Below are 17,013 nucleotides of genomic sequence, written 5' to 3' on the forward strand. Positions count from 1 at the left end.
GTCGTGGCGACCTTTCAATGCTCCTCGTGCGGCCGGGAGATCAAGCCGGCCGTGCGATGCCCGCGCTGTGGGGCAGATCAACCACAGTGGGTCGAGCACCTGGCCGACATTGAGCGTTCGATCGCGGAGATGAAGGCGCGCGACGCCGCCATCGCACGCGAGCAGCGGCAGATCGCCGCCAAGATGCAGGCCGCGCTCTTCCAGCGGGACATCCTCGCCCACGCCGGCGAGGAACGGATCAAGCAGGCCACCCGGCCACGCCGGGTGCTCCGCCGCCGTCCCGGCCGGCGGCCACCGACCGCCACCATGGGAGCGCCGCCCCGGGTGCCCCGCCAGGGCACTCCGAGCGGCCCGGAGGACCCACCGCCCCCGACCCAGGCCACCTGGCTGGACGTGGACAACCCGGAGCACCCGCCGGAGGCCTCCTCGCGCGAGGTGCAGAACATCCCCCTCGGGCTGGGCGCGCTGCTGCTCGCAGTGGCCGCGGTGGTCTTCGCCGCGGTAGCCACCAGTTCGATGGACGCGCTGGCCCGGCTGGGCATCCTGCTCCTGGCCACCGTGCTGATGCTGCTGACCCCACCGGCACTGGCCCGGCGCGGGCTCACCTCGACGGCCGAGACCATCGCCGCGGTCGGCCTGCTGCTGGTGCCGCTCGCCGGCAACGCCCTCTGGGCGGTGGAACGGATCGGCGCCGACGGCGGCTCCGCCACGGTCTTCGCCGGGGTGATCTTCGCGGTCACCGCCGCCGTCGCGTTCGGGTACGCCGGTTGGACGGGTCTGCGCGCGCCCCGCTTCGCCACCGTGCTCGCCGCGCAGCCGGTGTTGCCTCTGCTCGCGTACGACCAGATCACCGGGCCGGGTGGCTGGGCGCTGGTGCTGGCCCTGGTCGCCCTCGTCAACCTCGGCCTGGCCCGCTCCGGCGTGACAGTCGAACGCCCCGTCCGGCAGGACCTGCCATCGCCGGGAACGCCGTCGGCGCCCCGCCAACGCGACGGCGAGAGCCGGCCGGAGGGCGACCCGGAGGAGGCCGCCGAGCTGATCGACGCCAGCGCGGGCTCGACCGACCCCCGGCCGGCCCGCCCGGTGCCCGGTCTGTCGGAGCTGACCTGGTTGCTGCACGCCCTGGCGGTCGCCGTCTCGCTGGCGTACGCGGTCACCGCCCTGCTGCGGGCAGAGACCGTGCCGACCGCGACCGGCGCCGGGGTGGTGCTGCTGCTGGCCGCCATGATCGGGCTGGCCGGCGCGCTGGTGCTGCGTCGCCCACCACTGCCCGACGTCGCGGCCGGCGTCGTCACCCTGGCCGTGATCGGCGCGCTCAGCCGCATCGCCTCGGTGGCACTCCCCGGCCGGGCGCTGCTGCTGATCGCGGCGGTCATCACGGTGACCGGGCTGGCGGTTCGCGCGGTCCCGGAGGCGGCCCGACGTGGCCCACAGATCGCCTCCGCGGTGGCGCTGACCGTCAGCGGTCTGGTGGTCGCCGGCGGCGCGCTTCGTGCCGGGGTGGCACCGGTCCGGGCGGCCCTGCCCCCCTGGGACCCGAACCTCAGCCGCTACCCGGGCGAGTTGGCCGCCGCGGTCGGGCCGACCGGCTGGCAGCTCGCGGCTGCCGCATTCCTGCTCACCATCGCGGCCGTGCTGGCCCTGCCCACCGAGATCCGCCGGGAGTTCTCGGTCGCCGGTGCGGCGCTGACCGCGCTCGCCGTCCCGGCCTCGTTCGGTCTCGGCTGGGCGATGGCACCCTGGCCGATGGTGGTCACCGCGATCGGCATCGGGGTCGTCGGGCTCTCCGCCCGGACCGGCCGGGCCGCGGTGGCACACGCCATCGGGGCGGCCGTGGTCGGCCTGTTCGGCGCGGGCGCCAGCCTGTCCAGCCCCACCCTCACGACCGCGGTCCTGATCACCCTGTTCGTGGCTGGCACGCTGGTCGCGCTGGCCTCCCGGATCCGGATCGCCTCCGCCGCCTCCGACACGGTCACCGCCTGGGCCGCCGGTGGTGCCGCATTCGCGCTGCCCGGGGCCGTGGCCGCGTTCGTGGCCGCGACCATGCCGAGCGATCCGACCCCCACTCCGGCGAGCCTCCGAGAGGTGACCGTCCCGGTCCTGGCGGCCAGCTTCCTGGCGGTCTGTGTGACCCTCGGCTACGCCGCCGTCGTGCAGGTCTCCCAGCGTCACATTCCCGCGCCGCTGTCGGTCGGCACCGGGCTGGGCGCGCTGATGGTCACCGCCGCCGCGTTCGGGGCGCCCGGCGCGACCGTCGCCGACGCCTGGGTCGGCGCGCTCCTGCTGGTCGCGGCGGTGTTGCTCTTCCTGGCCCCCTCGATCGACGCCGGCCGGCGTGCCGACCTCACCCTCGACGGCTCGGACCTGGCCGCCGCGGCGGTCACCACCGCCCTGATCGCCACGCTGGTACGGATCGGCGCGGTACTCGCCCCTGGTGGGCAGTTGGCGGTGGCCGCCGCACTGCTCCTGGTGGTCGCCGTGGGCGCCCGCAGCATGCCGGAGGAGTGGCGTCGTGGGCCGATCCTCGGCCTCACCGTCGGCGGTGCCCTGATCGGGGTGCTCGCCGGCTGGTCGGCGGTGCGCGGTGGGGTCGGCGTACTGGCCACCCCCGGCCCGATCTGGAAGGGCGACCTGAGCGGCTGGCCGGCTGCCCCCGTCGGCGGTGCCGCCTGGCAGGCGCCTGTCGCGCTGGCGCTGCTGGCCGTCGCCGCCGGCATCCTGCTCCCGCCGCCCTGGCGCTGGGACGTGTCCGGCGTGGCGGTGGTGCTCGCCACGATCGGCGCCCCGGCCGCCTTCGATCTGGCCTGGTGGTCGCCGGTACTGGTCGGCGGGATGGTCGCCACCGTGTTCGGCATGGCCGCGGTGGCCACGGAGGAGGCGCGCGCCGGGCTGTCCCGGGCCACCGTGGCCGGGGTCGTCGCACTGCACGCCGCCGGAGCCGGACTGGTCCGCCCGTGGACCACGGCGCTGGCGTTGGGCAGCATCGCTCTGATCGGCGTGGTAGTGGCCACGCTGGCCCGCGTCCTCGCCGACCCACAGGTCACCGACATCGACAACGAGGGGATGCCGCCGCACCTGGCGCAGATCGGTGGCGCGGCGATCGGTGCCGCCCTGCTGGCCCTGCCCGGTGCGGTGGCGGCACTGGCCGCCGAGTTCGAACACTCGGCGCAGGTGGTGCTGACCGCCGCGCTGGCCGCCACCAGCCTCGGCTTGGCCGCCGTGGCCGCGGTCCGGCGGCAGGTGCCGCAATATCTGCCCTGGGTCAGCGTGGCGGTGGTCGGCGGGGCCACCATCAGCGCTCTCGCCGCCATCCCCACCGGCCTCGCCGCCGGCGTCTACGCGGCCGCTGCCGCCCTGCTGGGCGTGCTGGCCGAGCTGATCCGCGCCGCCACGGTGCCGCCCACCGGTGCCGCCCAGCCGGTCCGGCGCTGGGCCGTACGACTCGACGGCGCCCTGCGGCGGCTGCCGGACGACCCGGAGCGACGACGGTGGCGGGTCAACCCGGCCGCTGGCGCGCTGGCCGCGGCAGCGCTACCGACCGCCCTGGCACTCGCCTCGATCGGGCCCGCGCTGGTCACCGCCCTGGTCGAGCCGCACCGCACACTCACCCGGATCTGGCAGGGGCCGCCGCCGCAGTTGCTCACCCCGCCGCCGGACGTGGTCAATCCGACCCATGTGCTGACGGCGCTGCTGCTCACCGCGACCGCCGCGCTGGCCGCCACCGGGTTCAGCGGTGGACGGCGGTCCCGGGCCGTGCCGGTGGTGCTGCCCGGGGCAGCCGTCACACTGCTGATCGCACCCATCGCGCTGGGCCAGGGCTGGCCCGCCAGCACCGTCGCCGCGCTCTCCGTCTTCACCATCGCGGTGCTCGGTCTCGCGCTGACCCCACCACCGCCACTGGTCGAGCGGGCCCGCTCGCTGCGGCTGGCCCGGGTGCTGGTGTTCGTCATCGGTCTGGCCGGGGGCAGCGCCGGGCTCGCCGGCAGCCTGGCCGACCGGCAGATGACCCTGTTCACCCTCGGCAGCGCGGTCGGGGTGGGCGCGGTGGCGGCGCTCTACGGCACCACCCAGCGGGCGCGCATCCTCGGCTGGCTCTTCGCCTCACTCATGGCGCAGCTCTTCGTGCTCACCGCCGGCCTGGTCGCCGGGCTGGCGGCGGTCTGGTCCGCGTTCGGCGTGCTGGCCGTCGGCGCGGTCCTACAGGTGCTCGCCGCCACCCTGCCCCGGCTGCGCCGCCCCGAGGCGCAGCGGGAATCCTCCACCGTGGAATGGACCGGCTACGCTGCCGCGCTGATCGCGTTGGCCCTCGCCTTCGACTCGCCCCGACACATCGCCGCCCTGTTGGCCGCCTGGGGCGCTGTCCTCGGAGTGGCGGCGACCCGACCCGGCCGCCGGCCGGTGGAACGCCGAATCCTGTTCTGGGCGGTGGTGGTCTGTGAGATCACCGCGTGGTGGATCCTGATGCGAGTCGCCGACGTCGCGCTGCCCGAGGCGTACACGCTGCCGTTCGCCGCGCTGGCCCTCCTCGTCGGAGTCCTGGAGCTGCGCCACCGCCCGGACATGAGCAGCTGGGTGGCGTACGGGCCCGCGCTTGTCGCGGCCTTCGTGCCGACGCTGGCCATCGTGGTGGCCACCGAGTCCAGCACGATGCGGCAGATGCTGCTGCTGCTCGGCGCGGTCGCGGTGCTGATCTTCGGCTCGTCCAGTCGGCAGCAGGCCCCGGTGATCGTCGGCGCGTCGGTCACCGCGATCACGGCGATCCACGCCCTGTTCAGCCTGGGACCGTGGCTGGCGCTGATCCCGGTGGGCATCCTGCTACTGGTGCTCGGGGCGAGCAACGAACGCCGCCGCCGCGCCCAGGAACGCCTACAGACCGCGCTACGCGGCATGAGATAGGCCGGAGGGTCCCTGCGACCTGGGTGAGTGGGCGCGGTGAGTGGGCCGGGCTCGCGTCACCCGCGTCCCTCTCGCGCGATCTTGCACTTTCTGTTGCGACACTAGGGGTAAAAGCCGCGAAGCATCGACCGAAAGTGCAAGATCGCGGATGTGATGGGGTGCGCGGGAAGGCTACCGGAGGGTGGCTTGGAGGGCGGCTTCCTTGGTTGCCACCAGCTTCTCCAGGTCCTGCTGGTAGGTCGTCATCTTGGCGCGCAGGCCCTCGTCGCTGGCACCGAGGATCCGTACGGCGAGGAGGCCGGCGTTGCGGGCGTTGCCGATCGACACGGTGGCGACCGGGACCCCGGCCGGCATCTGCACGATGGACAGCAGCGAATCCATGCCGTCGAGGTGCTTCAGCGGCACCGGCACACCGATCACCGGCAACGGCGTCACCGAGGCGACCATGCCGGGCAGCGCCGCGGCACCCCCAGCCCCCGCGATGATCACCTTGAGGCCCCGGTCGGCGGCGTCGCGCCCGTACTCGATCATCGCGACCGGAGTCCGGTGCGCCGAGATCACCCGCACCTCGTACGCCACGCCGAAGTCGTCCAACGCCTCGGCGGCGGCCCGCATGGTCGGCCAGTCCGAGTCGCTGCCCATGATCAGCCCAACCGTGCTCACTGCGGCCCTCTCGTCGTTCCCGAAACCGTTGCTCACTCGTGGCCCTCACGCAGCCAGCGCGCGGCCCGCGCGGCCCGTTCCCGCAGGTCGTCCAGGTCGTCCCCGAGCACCGTGACGTGCCCGATCTTGCGGCCGGGTCGGACCTGCTTGCCGTACAGGTGCACCTTGGCACCCGGCTCGGCGGCGAAAAGGTGGTGCAACCGCTCGTCGATCGACATTCCGCCCGGCTCGCCGCCGAGCACGTTCGCCGACACCACCACCGGGGCGGTCAACGCGGTGTCACCCATCGGGTAGTCCAGCACCGCCCGCAGGTGCTGCTCGAACTGCGAGGTCCGGGCGCCCTCGATGGTCCAGTGGCCGGAGTTGTGCGGACGCATCGCCAGCTCGTTGACCACGATCGCCGGCCGACCGGCGTCGTCGCGCACCTCGAACAGCTCCACCGCCAGCAGGCCGACCACCCCGAGCGCGGTGGCCAGGTCGATGGCGAGCTGCTGCGCGGAGACCGCCAACTCCTCGTCCAGGCCCGGCGCCGGGGCCAGCACCTCCACGTTGATGCCGTCGCGCTGCACCGTCTCGACCACCGGGTACGCGGCCACCTGACCGAACGGCGAGCGGGCCACCTGCACGGCCAACTCCCGCCGCAGCGGCACCCGCTCCTCGACGATCAGCCGGGTGCCGCCAGCGAGCAGCGTGGTCGCCAGCTCGGTGGCCTGCGCGGCGTCGTCGACCATCCAGACGCCCCGACCGTCGTAGCCGCCGCGCGCCGCCTTGAGCACCACCGGCCAGCCGACCTGCTCGCCGAAGCCGACCAGGTCAGCAGGCTCGCCGACCGGCCGCCACACCGGGTTGGGCGCACCCAGCTCGGTCAGGCGTTCCCGCATGACCTGCTTGTCCTGGGCGTGCAGCAGCGCGTCCGCCGGCGGGTACAGGGGCACCCCTTCCGCAGCCAGCGTGCGGATGTGCTCGGAGGGCACGTGCTCGTGGTCGAAGGTGACGACGTCGCAGCCCTTGGCGAAGGTGCGCAGGGCGGCCAGGTCGGTGTGGTCGCCGTACTGGACGTCGGCGGCGACCAGCGCCGCGCCGTCGTCAGGGGAGGTAGCGAGCACACGCAGTGACTGGCCGAGGGCGATCGCGGCCTGGTGGGTCATCCGGGCCAGCTGGCCACCACCCACCATGCCGACAACTGGCAGACCGGTACGGGAATCCATAGCGCGGCCAGCCTATCCGGGCCACCGACGCGCCCACCCGGAGGGCCGGCGATCCACCTCGGGACGCACTGGGGAGACCATCCGGCGGGCGGCGCGGACGATTACCGGGCGTGGCCGTGCGCTCAGCCCAGCTCGGCGACCAACTCCTCGACCGAGGTGACCGGCCGCTGGCAGACGAAACCCCGGCAGACGTACGCGGCGGACCGCCCCTCGACCAGCGGACGGTCGGCGAGCAGCGGCACACCCGGCTGGTCCGGACGCCCGGCGACGACCACCGCTCCGGGCGGGGCGTGCCGGTGGGCGGCGGCCACCAGGGGGTCGCCGGCCGGGTCGTCGGTGACCACGGCGATCTCGTACGGCCCGGACAGCAACGCCTCGCCGACCATGGCCGCGTACCCGGTGAACCGGGGGTGCTGCCCGACGATCGGCGCGACAGTGCCCAGTGCCGCTTCGGCGGCCTCCCGGTAGCGCGTCTCCCCGGTCAACGCCGTGTACGCCACCAGCCCGGCGATCAACGCCGACCGGCCCGACGGGGTGGCGTTGTCGGTCGGGTCGGCCGGCCGGGCGACGAGCCGCTCCGCGTCGTCGGCAGTGTCGTAGAAGGCGCCACCGGGTGCGGCGAAGTGCGCCAGGGCGGTGTCCAGGAGCTCGCCGGCCAGGGTGAGCCAGCGGCCCTCGCCGGTGAGCTGGTGCAGCGCGCAGAAGGCCTCGGCCACACAGCCGTAGTCCTCCAGGACACCGGCCGGCTCGCCGACCTTGCCATTCCGGGAGACCCGGCGCAGCCGGCCGTCCACCAGGTGCACGGTGGCCAGGTGCTCGGCGGCCTGCCGCATCGCCCCGTCGGCGACGATGGTGACGCCGTCCATCAGGTTGGCATCCTCGTCCTGCGGGGACACGTACCCGGCGGCGACCTGCTGGAACTCGGCGATCGCGGTGATCGCCAGGCCGTTCCAGGCGGCCACCACCTTGTCGTCGAGGGCCGGCTGCGGGCGGGTGTCCCGGGCAGCGAGCAGCCGCCCGACCACCTGCTGCCAGCGGGCACGCACCTCGGGCGCGGCGTCGTCCACGTCCCGGGCGAGCCGCAGCACGCTCATGCCGTGTTCAAAGGTCCCCTCGTCGGTGACGGTGAACAGGTCGGCGGCGAACCGGCCGTCCTCCTCGCCCAACGCCTCGACGAGCTGGGCGGGCGTCCAGGCGTAGGTGAGCCCTTCGACGCCCTCGGTGTCGGCGTCCAACGCCGACGCGAACCCCTGCCCCGGCCGGTGCAGCTCGTCGGCGAGGAACCGGGCGGTGTCCCGGGCCACCCGGCGGGCCAGCGGGTCACCGGTGAGGCGCCACAGCTGCGTGTAGACCCGCAGCAGCAGCGCGTTGTCGTAGAGCATCTTCTCGAAGTGCGGCACCGTCCAGTGCGCGTCCACCGAATACCGGGCGAAGCCGCCCGCGAGCTGGTCGTAGATGCCGCCCCGGGCCATCGCCTCGGCGGTGTGCCGGGTGATCTCCAGGCTGCCCGGGTCGCCGGTGCGCTGGTGGTGGCGCAGCAGGAAGAGCAAGTTCATGTGCGGCGGAAACTTCGGGGCGCCACCGAACCCGCCGTTCGTGGCGTCGTACTCGCTGGCCAGCTTGGCGGCCGCCGCGTCGAGCAGCGGGGCGTCCAGCGGGGCGGTGGGGCCACCGACGGCCTGCGCGCCGCCGATCGCCTCGACCACAGCGGCGCCCTGGCCCAGCACCGCCTCACGCTGCTCCCGCCAGGCGGTGGCGACGGACTGGAGCAACTGGACGAAGTTGGGTCGCGGGAAGTAGGTGCCGCAGAAGAACGGGGTGCCGTCCGGGGTGGCGAAGACTGTCATCGGCCAGCCGCCCTGGCCGGTCATCGCCTGGGTCGCGGTCATGTAGACCGCGTCCACGTCCGGGCGCTCCTCACGATCCACCTTGATCGACACGAAGTTGTCGTTCATCAGGGCGCCGACCTGCGCGTTCTCGAACGACTCGTGCGCCATCACGTGGCACCAGTGGCAGGCCGCATAGCCCACCGAGATGAGCACCGGAACGTCTCGCCGCTTCGCCTCGGCGAACGCCTCGTCCGACCAGGGCCACCAGTCGACCGGGTTGTCGGCGTGCTGGAGCAGGTACGGGCTGGTGGCGTCGACGAGTCGGTTCACCTGACGACCATAGCCAGCCCCGGCGCGGAGCGCGCGGGCTCCACCCGGACGGTCAGGACGCGCCGTCGGCGCGGAGCCGGAACACGTTCGACTCCGCCGAGTCGCGCAGCGACCCCAGCACCGCGCCGATCTTGTCCGCCGGCATCGGCTTGAAGAAGTGGTAGCCCTGCGCCGAGGTGCAACCCAACTCGGCCAGGGCCAACCGTTGTTCGGCGGTCTCCACCCCTTCGGCGACCACCCGCAAACCCAACTCGTGGGCGAGGCCCACTGTCGTCCGGACGATCGCGGCGGCTTCCGGCGAGTCGGCCATCCGGATGACGAAGGAGCGGTCCACCTTCAGCTCGTCCACCGCGATCCGGGTGAGGAATGTCAGCGACGAGAAGCCGGTGCCGAAGTCGTCGACCGCGAGTTGCACGCCCATCGACCTCAGCGTCGCCAGCACCTCGTCGATGACCTCCAGTTCGCTCATCACCACCGTTTCGGTGATCTCCAGAACGAGCCGGTGCGGCGGCACCTGGTGGCGGCGCAACGCGTCAGCGATCTCCACCGGCAACCGGGGGTCGAGCAGGCTGCGCGCCGAGAGGTTTACCGAGATCGGGACGTCCAACCCCTCCCGGGCCCACCCGGCGGCCACGCTGAGCGCCTTGTTCAGCACGTAGCGGGTGAAGGTGCCGAGTTGCTCGCTGTTCTCCACCGGCCGGATGAAGTCGGCCGGGTTCAGCCACCCACGCCGGGGGTGCTGCCAACGGATCAGCGCCTCCACCCCGGTGGGCGCACCGGTGGCCAGGTCGACCGCCGGCTGCAGTGCCAGCACCAGCTGATCGTCGACCTTCAACGCCTCACGCAGCTCGGCCAACAGGGCGAGCTGGTCGGTGCTGGCGGCGTCACGCGTGCCGTCGTACGCGGCGACGTTGCCACCGCCCTCCTTGGCCTGGTACATCGCGATGTCGGCGCGACGCAGCAGCTCGGTCAGGTCCGCGGTGCCAGCGGCGGCCACCACAACCCCGACCGAGACCTCGATGGACATCCGTACGCCGGCCACCTCGGTCGGCGCGGCCAGCCGCTCGGCGATCTCGCGTGCCTGGCGTAACGCGTGGGCCATCGGGGCGGTCCGGTCGCCGAGCACCGGCACCGCCGTGAGCAGGAGGGCGAACTCGTCGCCACCGAGCCGGCCGAGCAGGTCGCCGGGGCGGACCAGCGCGTTGAGTCGGTTCGCGGTCAGCCGCAGCAGCTGGTCGCCAGCCGCGTGGCCGAGGGTGTCGTTGACTTCCTTGAACTGGTTGATGTCCAGCAGCAGCAGCGCCACCGGGTGATCGTGGCTGAGCTGTCGCAGCGACTGATCGCCCTTGCTCAGCATCGCCGCCCGGTTGGCGAGCCCGGTGAGCGGGTCGTGCACCGCCTCGTACGACGAACGGGCGGTCACCAACCGCAGCTCGTGGTGGGTCGCGGCGTCGTGCAGCGCGGCGGCGAGCGCGTCACCGAACGCGGCCACCGCGTCGCGTTCCCGGGCCGTGGGCGGGGCCGAGCGGGGGAACCGCACCCGCAGCCGACCGACCGGGGCGGCACCGACCGACAGCGCCCGGCTCAGCTCGTGCTCGTCCGGGTCCGACTGGTCCGGTGGGTCGGTCTCCCGGTCGACCAGCTGACCGCCGGCATCGCCCCGGTAGCGGCGCCACTGGCCGTCGGCTCGGGCCACGTCGACGTCCACCAGTTCGGCGTTGAACAGTGTCAGCGCCCCGGTGACCGCCGCGGTGGCCACGCCCCGCTCGTCGAGCTGGTTGAGGGCCGCGGTGGCCTCGGCGAAGGCGCGCCAGGTGCGGCGCTCCTGATCGGAGCGCAGCCGGTAACGGTAGGTCTGTTGCAGCAGCCACAGCAGCGGTGGCAACAACAGCAGCCAGCGCGGGTCGAGCTCCAGCAGAGCGACCACCACGAGGCCGACCGCCACGTTGCCGACGAACATCAGCAGCTTGCCGCGCAGCGCGGCGAGCAGTGGTGGCCCGAACGGCAGCCCGTGCCGCAGCCCCAGCGTCACGCCGCCCAGCCAGGCGGTCACCAGGAGGTACGTCACCGAACCGGCGATCACGGCCAGCGCCAGCATCGGGGTGGGCGGAGAGAGGAGCGGCCGCCCGAGCGCGGTGGTCACGGACACCGCCAGTGCCGACGCGGCGGCGAGCGACGCGGCGATCCGGACGATCTCCAGGGCCGGGCGGCGGTCGTTGTGCAGTGACAGTATCGTCCAGGCCAGCCCGGTGCCGAGCAGCGTGGCGGCCGGGAGCCAGCCGGCTGGAGTCAGGTAGAGGCAGACGATCAGGGCAGCCTCGCCCCAGGTGATGCTGACCATGCCCGCGGGCGAGCGGAACCGCAGCCGGGCGAACTGGGCGAGGGCCAGGACGGCGACGGCGATGCCGAAGCGGGCCGGACCGCCGAGGGGGTCGTCGGCCGGCAGCCGGACCGGGAGGGCCAACCCGACCGCTGCGGCGGCCAGGGCGGTCAACGTGACGGCGGCGGTGAGCACGAGCAACCGGCCCGGTGTGCCACGCACCCCGAGCCGATCGAACGGGTCGTCGGCCGGACCGGAGGTCATCGACCTCCCCCGTCAGCCGACCGACCGACGTCGCGGCGGGCGGCCGGTGCTGTGCTGGTCATCGGCGCCCCCTTCCGCACACGGCTCGGAGACTTTTGGTCCCCCCGGCGGAAGGCTAAGCCAAACCGGGTGGTCGCAACAGGGGGCGACCACCCGGTTCGGCGTGATTCATGCGCCGACTATCCGTTCAGGTGCTGCTGGTGCCCACTGGGAGCGGGCGGGGATGAATCGCGCCCCCCGGTCCCGTCTGTCGGATCGACGACTGACGCATCGGCCCTGGTCGGGTCGGTCTGCCCGGATTGCTGGGGGAAACGGTCCGGCAGGCGGCGCAGCCGAGCGTTCATGTTGCGGATCAGCAGGATGGTCGCGGTGGCCAGCAGCAGGATGAGGAAGAGGCCCATCGGCCCGGCCAGACCACCCGTGCGGGTGTCCCCGAAGTTGTTCTCCGCGAGCACCTGGGCAGCGGTCAGCATGGCGTTCCTCCGATGTGCGGTTGGTAACCAGGGTAGCCCTGCCGGGAATCAGCGCGCGTGCGCCGTCTCCCGCACGCCCGCGAAGAGATCAGACTCGGGCAGCGGGCTGTCGACCATCGAGCGGGCCAGCTCGAAATCCTCGGTCGGCCAGGCGCGCTGCTGCAGCTCCATCGGCACGTGGAACCAGAAGCCGTCCGGGTCGACCTGGGTCGCGTGGGCGCGCAGCGCGTCATCGCGGACCGAGAAGTATTCGGCGCACTCCACCCGGGTGGTGATGCGGGGGCCCTTGTCGGGCCGATCCTCCCACCGCTTGAGCCACTCCTCGTAGGGCGACTCCAGACCGGCGGCCAGCATGCCCTCGTGCAGCGCCATGATCTTGCCCTTGGAGAAGCCGATGTCGTAGTAGAGCTTCAGCGGCTGCCAGGGCGCGCCCAGCTCCGGGTAGCGCTCCGGGTCACCGGCGGCCTCGAAGGCGGCCATGCTCACCTTGTGACACATGATGTGGTCCGGGTGCGGGTAGCCACCCTCCTCGTCGTACGTGGTCACGACGTGCGGACGGAACTCCCGCATCAGCCGCACCAGCGGGCCCGCGGCGACCTCGACGTCCTGCAGGGCGAAACAACCCTCGGGCAGCGGCGGCAGCGGATCGCCCTCGGGCAGGCCCGAGTCGACGAAGCCCAGCCAGGCCTGGTCGACGCCGAGGATCGCCCGCGCGGCGTCCATCTCGGCCCGCCGGATCTCGCCGATGTTGGCCCACACGTCGGGCCGATCGAGCTTGGGGTTGAGCACGCTCCCGCGCTCGCCGCCCGTGCACGTCACGACCAGGACGTCCACCCCCTGGGCGACATACTTCGCCGTCGTCGCCGCGCCCTTGCTCGACTCGTCGTCCGGGTGCGCGTGCACGGCCATGAGACGCAGTTGCTCTGCCAACTTCGGCGCTCCTCGTCTGTGCCGGACGGTGGACCCGACCGGGCTCAACCGGCTGACCTGCCGGGATCTTTCCTCGCCGCACCCGTCGTCGGCCCGCAGCGCCAGGCATGACCTGCTATTCCTGCCGCTGGACCGGGTGGGAGGATGGGGCTCTGCCATTCTTGCCGATGCCCCCGACAACCACGCCAGGAGATACCCGCCGGTGACCGAGACGCACGCCACAATTTCACCAGGCGCGCCGGTATTTCCGGCCGGGCGCTACGGCCGCCGTCGGGCAACGGGCGGCAAGCGCCGCCGTACGCTGCTGGCCGCGCTGGCGCTGTTGGCGCTCGTGGCGACGCTGACCGTGATCTCGGTCCGGCTCTACCGCCAGTACGGCGACCCGGTCTACGACGCCCAGGTGATTACGTATACCGACATCACGGACAAGCAGGTGTTTGTCGACTTTCGGGTGACCGTCCCGCCGGGTGGATCGGCTGTCTGCGTGCTGCGGGCCCGGGACCGCGCCGGTGCCGAGGTGGCCCGGGAACAGGTCACCGTGACCGCCGACGCCGGGGATCGGCACGTCACGACCCGACACCGCCTGACCACCACCGCGCGGCCGTTCATCGGTGAGGTCCTGCGCTGCCAAGCACCGTCCTGAGCTGCCCGAACAGCACCGACAACGGGGCTGACTGAGCGCCTACCGCCGGTGTCGGATCCGGACACCGGCGGTGATGGCCGACACGCTGTGTCGTACCGCACTGGTAACTTGGTAGTTCACCTGTCAGCCAGCCACGCACAACTGAGGAGAACGCCTGTGTCCACTGGCAACGAGGCGCCCGCCACCTGGCTGTCCCAGGACGCGTACGACCGCCTCCAGGCCGAGCTCGACGAGCACATCGCCAACCGTCCGGCGATCGCAGCCGAAATCAACGCTCGGCGCGAGGAGGGCGACCTGAAGGAGAACGGCGGCTACCACGCCGCCCGCGAGGAGCAGGGCAAGGCCGAGGGCCGCATCCGCTACCTCCAGGAGCTGCTGCGCACCGCGAAGGTCGGCGCGGCGCCGACGGCGGACGCGGTGTCGCCGGGCATGGTGGTGACGATCTACTTCGACGACGACACGAACGACACCGAGACCTTCCTGCTCGGTTCCCGGGAGATCGCCGCCACCACCGACCTGACCGTCTACAGCCCCGAGTCCGCGCTGGGCAAGGCGATCCTGGGCGGCCGCGCCGGGCAGACCTGCACCTACACGGCGCCCAGCGGCGCCGACATCAAGGTGACAGTGGTCAGCTTCGAGCCGTTCTCCGGCTGACCCGTCGCCAACCGCAGCGGGCCGGGCCGACAGACTCCCGCACCCACTGCCGAAACACAGCGCATCCGAGGCGTGGCACCTACCGGTGTCACGCCTCGGCCGCGAAGACCACCTGGTAGCCGCTGGCCCGCAAGGCGCTGATCAGCGTGTCCGAGTGCTCGACGCCCCGGGTCTCCACCGACAGCGCCACCTCCACCTCGCCGAGACCAAGGTGCGGGTTGGCCCGCTGATGCTCCACGTCCACCACGTTGGCCCGGTGCTCGGCGATCTGGCTGAGCAACGACGCCAGCTGCCCCGGCCGGTCCGAACAGCGGACGGTCACCCGCAGGTAGCGACCCGCGGCGGCCAACCCGTGCTCGATCACCCGCAGCATCAGCAACGGGTCGATGTTGCCGCCGGAGAGCACCGCGACCACCGGCGTCTCCACCTCGACCACACCGGCCAGCAGCGCGGCGACCCCGACCGCGCCGGCCGGCTCGACCACCTGCTTGCCGCGCTCCAGCAACATCAGCAGGGCCCGGGAGATGTCCTCTTCGGAGACCGTGACGATCTCGTCGACCAGCTTGCGCACATGGTTGAAGGTGATCTCGCCCGGCCGGCCGACCGCGATGCCGTCGGCGATGGTGGCGAAGGCCGGCAGCCGGACCGGCTCCCCCGCCACCAGTGAGGGCGGGAACGCCGCCGCGCCGGCTGCCTGCACGCCGATGATCCGGACGTCCGGTCGCAACGCCTTCGCAGCCACCGCCATGCCCGAGATCAGGCCGCCGCCACCGACCCCGGTAATGATCGTCTTCACGTCCGGGCACTGTTCGAGGATCTCCAGCGCCACCGTGCCCTGCCCGGCGATCACATCGGCGTGGTCGAACGGGTGGATCAGCACCGCGCCGGTGCGCTCGGCGTACGTGTGCGCGGCGACCAGCGACTCGTCGACGGTGTTCCCGGCCAACTCCACCTGCGCGCCGTACCCCTTGGTGGCGGCCACCTTCGGCAGCGGCGCGTTGACCGGCATGAAGACGGTGGCGTGCGTGCCGACCAGGCCGGCGGCGAGGGCGACGCCCTGCGCGTGGTTGCCCGCGCTCGCCGCGACCACACCGCGCTCCCGCTCCGCCGCCGACAACCGGGAGATCCGCACGTACGCGCCCCGCACCTTGTACGAGCCGGCGCGCTGCACGTTCTCGCACTTGAGCCAGGTCGGCCCGCCCAGCGCCGCGCTGAGCGGGCGGGACGGCTCCAGCGGGGTGGTGCGGGTGACCCCGGCGAGCAACTCCCGTGCGGCCCGCACGTCGTCGAGACCGACCAAATCCGTCATGCCCCGATCGTGCCACCCGCCTCCGGGGCCCTCAGCGGCGACACCGGCATGTCCGACGCCGCGCCCATCGTCGCGATCAGGTGGTGGCTGGTGACCCCGTGCCGACCCGGGGGTAGCCGGGAGCGTGGCGCGTCCACGGGGCGGCCATCTCGAACTGACCGGCCACCCCGAGCAGCAGCAGCTCCGAGCCGGGCGGCCCGACCAGTTGCACGGCGACCGGCAGGCCGTCCGGGCGGCGGCCGACCGGCACGACGACCGCCGGCAGGCCGGCGATGTTCCAGGGCGCGGCGTACGGCGCGTAGCGGATGTTCGCTGACATGTTCGCCCGCCAGGACCGCTCCGACCAGCGGGCCGCCTCCGGCGGCGCGCTCGCCAGCGCCGGGGTGAGCAGCAGGTCGACCGAGTGGTCGGTGAAGAAGTCGACCGACCGTTGCCGCCAGGCGGCCCGGTCCGCCTCCCGCACGTAGCCGCGACGCTGCGCCCACTCGCCCAGCGCGACGTGCCGCCGGGTACGCCGTTGCAGACCACGCCGCTCCACGCCGGAGGCCCGGACGTCGGTGGCGGCTGCGGCGAGCCAGGTGGCGATGCCCTGGAGGCCGAGCGCGGTGGGGTAGACCGGATCGGCCGGCACCGTGTCGTGCCCGGCGGCGGCGAGGAGCCGACCGGCGGCGGCGACCGCGTCCCGGTTGGGCGCGTCCGGCGTCACACCGCGCACCGGGGAGCGCAACGAGACGCCCACCCGCAGCCGCTGCGGCGGTACGAGCTTCTCGGGACGCCGACCGGCGAGCACCGAGAAGCCGACCGCCGCGTCGGCGACCGTGCTGGTCAGCATGCCGTGCTCGGTGAGGCCGAACCAGTCGTCCGCCCCGAGCTGGCAGGGGACCACGCCCCGGCCGGGCTTGAGCCCGACAAGTCCGCAGCAGGCCGCGGGAATCCGGATCGAGCCGAGACCGTCGTTGGCGTGCGCGATCGGCACCAGCCCGGCGGCGACCGCAGCGGCCGCGCCACCCGAGGACCCACCAGGGGTACGCGTGCTGTCCCACGGGTTACGGGTCACCGCGCTGTCGTCGTCGGTGAGCGCCCACAGACCCAGCTCCGGCATCCGGGTCACGCCGAGGATCACCGCACCGGCGCCGCGCAGCCGACGCACCACCTCGTGGTCGGCTTCCGCGACGTCGGTGCGGGCGGCGGCCGACCCGTTCCAGGTGGGCAGGCCGGCGACCGGGGTGTTCTCCTTGACCGCCACCGGGACCCCGGCCAGCGGCAGGTTGGCCAGGTCCTCCTGCTCGTCGACCTTCTCCGCCTCGGTGATCGCCTCACCGCCGCGAACGGCGCGGAACGCGGCCAGCTCACGGTCGGCTCGGGAGATGTACTCGAGGTGGTCGGCGACGACCTGGGTCGCCGAGACGTCCCCTCGGCGTACGCCCCGGGCGATCTGCTTTGCGGTCGCTCCGACCCAGGTCGCCATGATGTCCTGCACGGCCATCCTTCCCC

General features: G+C 73.2%; 11 protein-coding genes. 3 read left to right on the forward strand and 8 right to left on the reverse strand.

Annotation, left to right across the window (positions count from 1 at the left end):
- Positions 1 to 3 precede the first annotated feature (3 nt).
- Positions 4 to 4,896, forward strand: coding sequence for an SCO7613 C-terminal domain-containing membrane protein (locus V6U86_RS24770; protein WP_334507014.1), 4,893 nt, complete (start codon positions 4 to 6; stop codon positions 4,894 to 4,896).
- Between the two features lie 171 nt (positions 4,897 to 5,067).
- Here the strand turns inward: V6U86_RS24770 and purE are convergent, their stop codons facing one another.
- From purE to mca, 6 genes are all read right to left on the reverse strand, one after another.
- Positions 5,068 to 5,559 (reverse strand): 5-(carboxyamino)imidazole ribonucleotide mutase, encoded by a 492-nt coding sequence (purE, locus tag V6U86_RS24775; protein ID WP_334507016.1) that lies wholly within the window; start codon positions 5,557 to 5,559, stop codon positions 5,068 to 5,070.
- Between the two features lie 32 nt (positions 5,560 to 5,591).
- On the reverse strand, positions 5,592 to 6,767 hold the full coding sequence (locus V6U86_RS24780) for a 5-(carboxyamino)imidazole ribonucleotide synthase (RefSeq protein WP_334507018.1): 1,176 nt from the start codon (positions 6,765 to 6,767) through the stop codon (positions 5,592 to 5,594).
- Between the two features lie 122 nt (positions 6,768 to 6,889).
- Complete coding sequence (locus V6U86_RS24785) at positions 6,890 to 8,926, reverse strand: thioredoxin domain-containing protein (protein ID WP_334507020.1); 2,037 nt, start codon at positions 8,924 to 8,926, stop codon at positions 6,890 to 6,892.
- 52 nt (positions 8,927 to 8,978) lie between these two features.
- Entirely contained in the window at positions 8,979 to 11,510 is a 2,532-nt protein-coding gene (locus tag V6U86_RS24790) for a putative bifunctional diguanylate cyclase/phosphodiesterase (RefSeq protein ID WP_334507022.1), read from the reverse strand.
- A 179-nt stretch (positions 11,511 to 11,689) separates the two neighbouring features.
- Positions 11,690 to 11,983, reverse strand: coding sequence for a hypothetical protein (locus V6U86_RS24795; RefSeq protein ID WP_334507024.1), 294 nt, complete (start codon positions 11,981 to 11,983; stop codon positions 11,690 to 11,692).
- A gap of 48 nt (positions 11,984 to 12,031) precedes the next feature.
- Positions 12,032 to 12,913 (reverse strand): mycothiol conjugate amidase Mca, encoded by an 882-nt coding sequence (gene mca, locus V6U86_RS24800; RefSeq protein WP_334507026.1) that lies wholly within the window; start codon positions 12,911 to 12,913, stop codon positions 12,032 to 12,034.
- A 202-nt stretch (positions 12,914 to 13,115) separates the two neighbouring features.
- On the opposite strand from mca, the gene V6U86_RS24805 reads away from it, so the two are divergent.
- Complete coding sequence (locus V6U86_RS24805) at positions 13,116 to 13,556, forward strand: DUF4307 domain-containing protein (protein ID WP_334507028.1); 441 nt, start codon at positions 13,116 to 13,118, stop codon at positions 13,554 to 13,556.
- A gap of 156 nt (positions 13,557 to 13,712) precedes the next feature.
- Positions 13,713 to 14,210: a transcription elongation factor GreA gene (greA, locus tag V6U86_RS24810; protein ID WP_124854723.1), complete on the forward strand. Its 498-nt coding sequence runs from the start codon at positions 13,713 to 13,715 to the stop codon at positions 14,208 to 14,210.
- Positions 14,211 to 14,298: 88 nt separating this feature from the next.
- Here the strand turns inward: greA and ilvA are convergent, their stop codons facing one another.
- The gene (gene ilvA / locus V6U86_RS24815; RefSeq protein WP_334507032.1) at positions 14,299 to 15,519 is read right to left on the reverse strand and encodes a threonine ammonia-lyase; all 1,221 of its coding nucleotides are present in this window, start codon (positions 15,517 to 15,519) and stop codon (positions 14,299 to 14,301) included.
- 76 nt (positions 15,520 to 15,595) lie between these two features.
- Positions 15,596 to 17,005, reverse strand: coding sequence for an amidase (locus V6U86_RS24820; RefSeq protein ID WP_334507034.1), 1,410 nt, complete (start codon positions 17,003 to 17,005; stop codon positions 15,596 to 15,598).
- Positions 17,006 to 17,013: the final 8 nt, after the last annotated feature.

Source organism: Micromonospora sp. CPCC 205558, from assembly GCF_036902955.1.
Taxonomy (GTDB): Bacteria; Actinomycetota; Actinomycetes; order Mycobacteriales; family Micromonosporaceae; genus Micromonospora.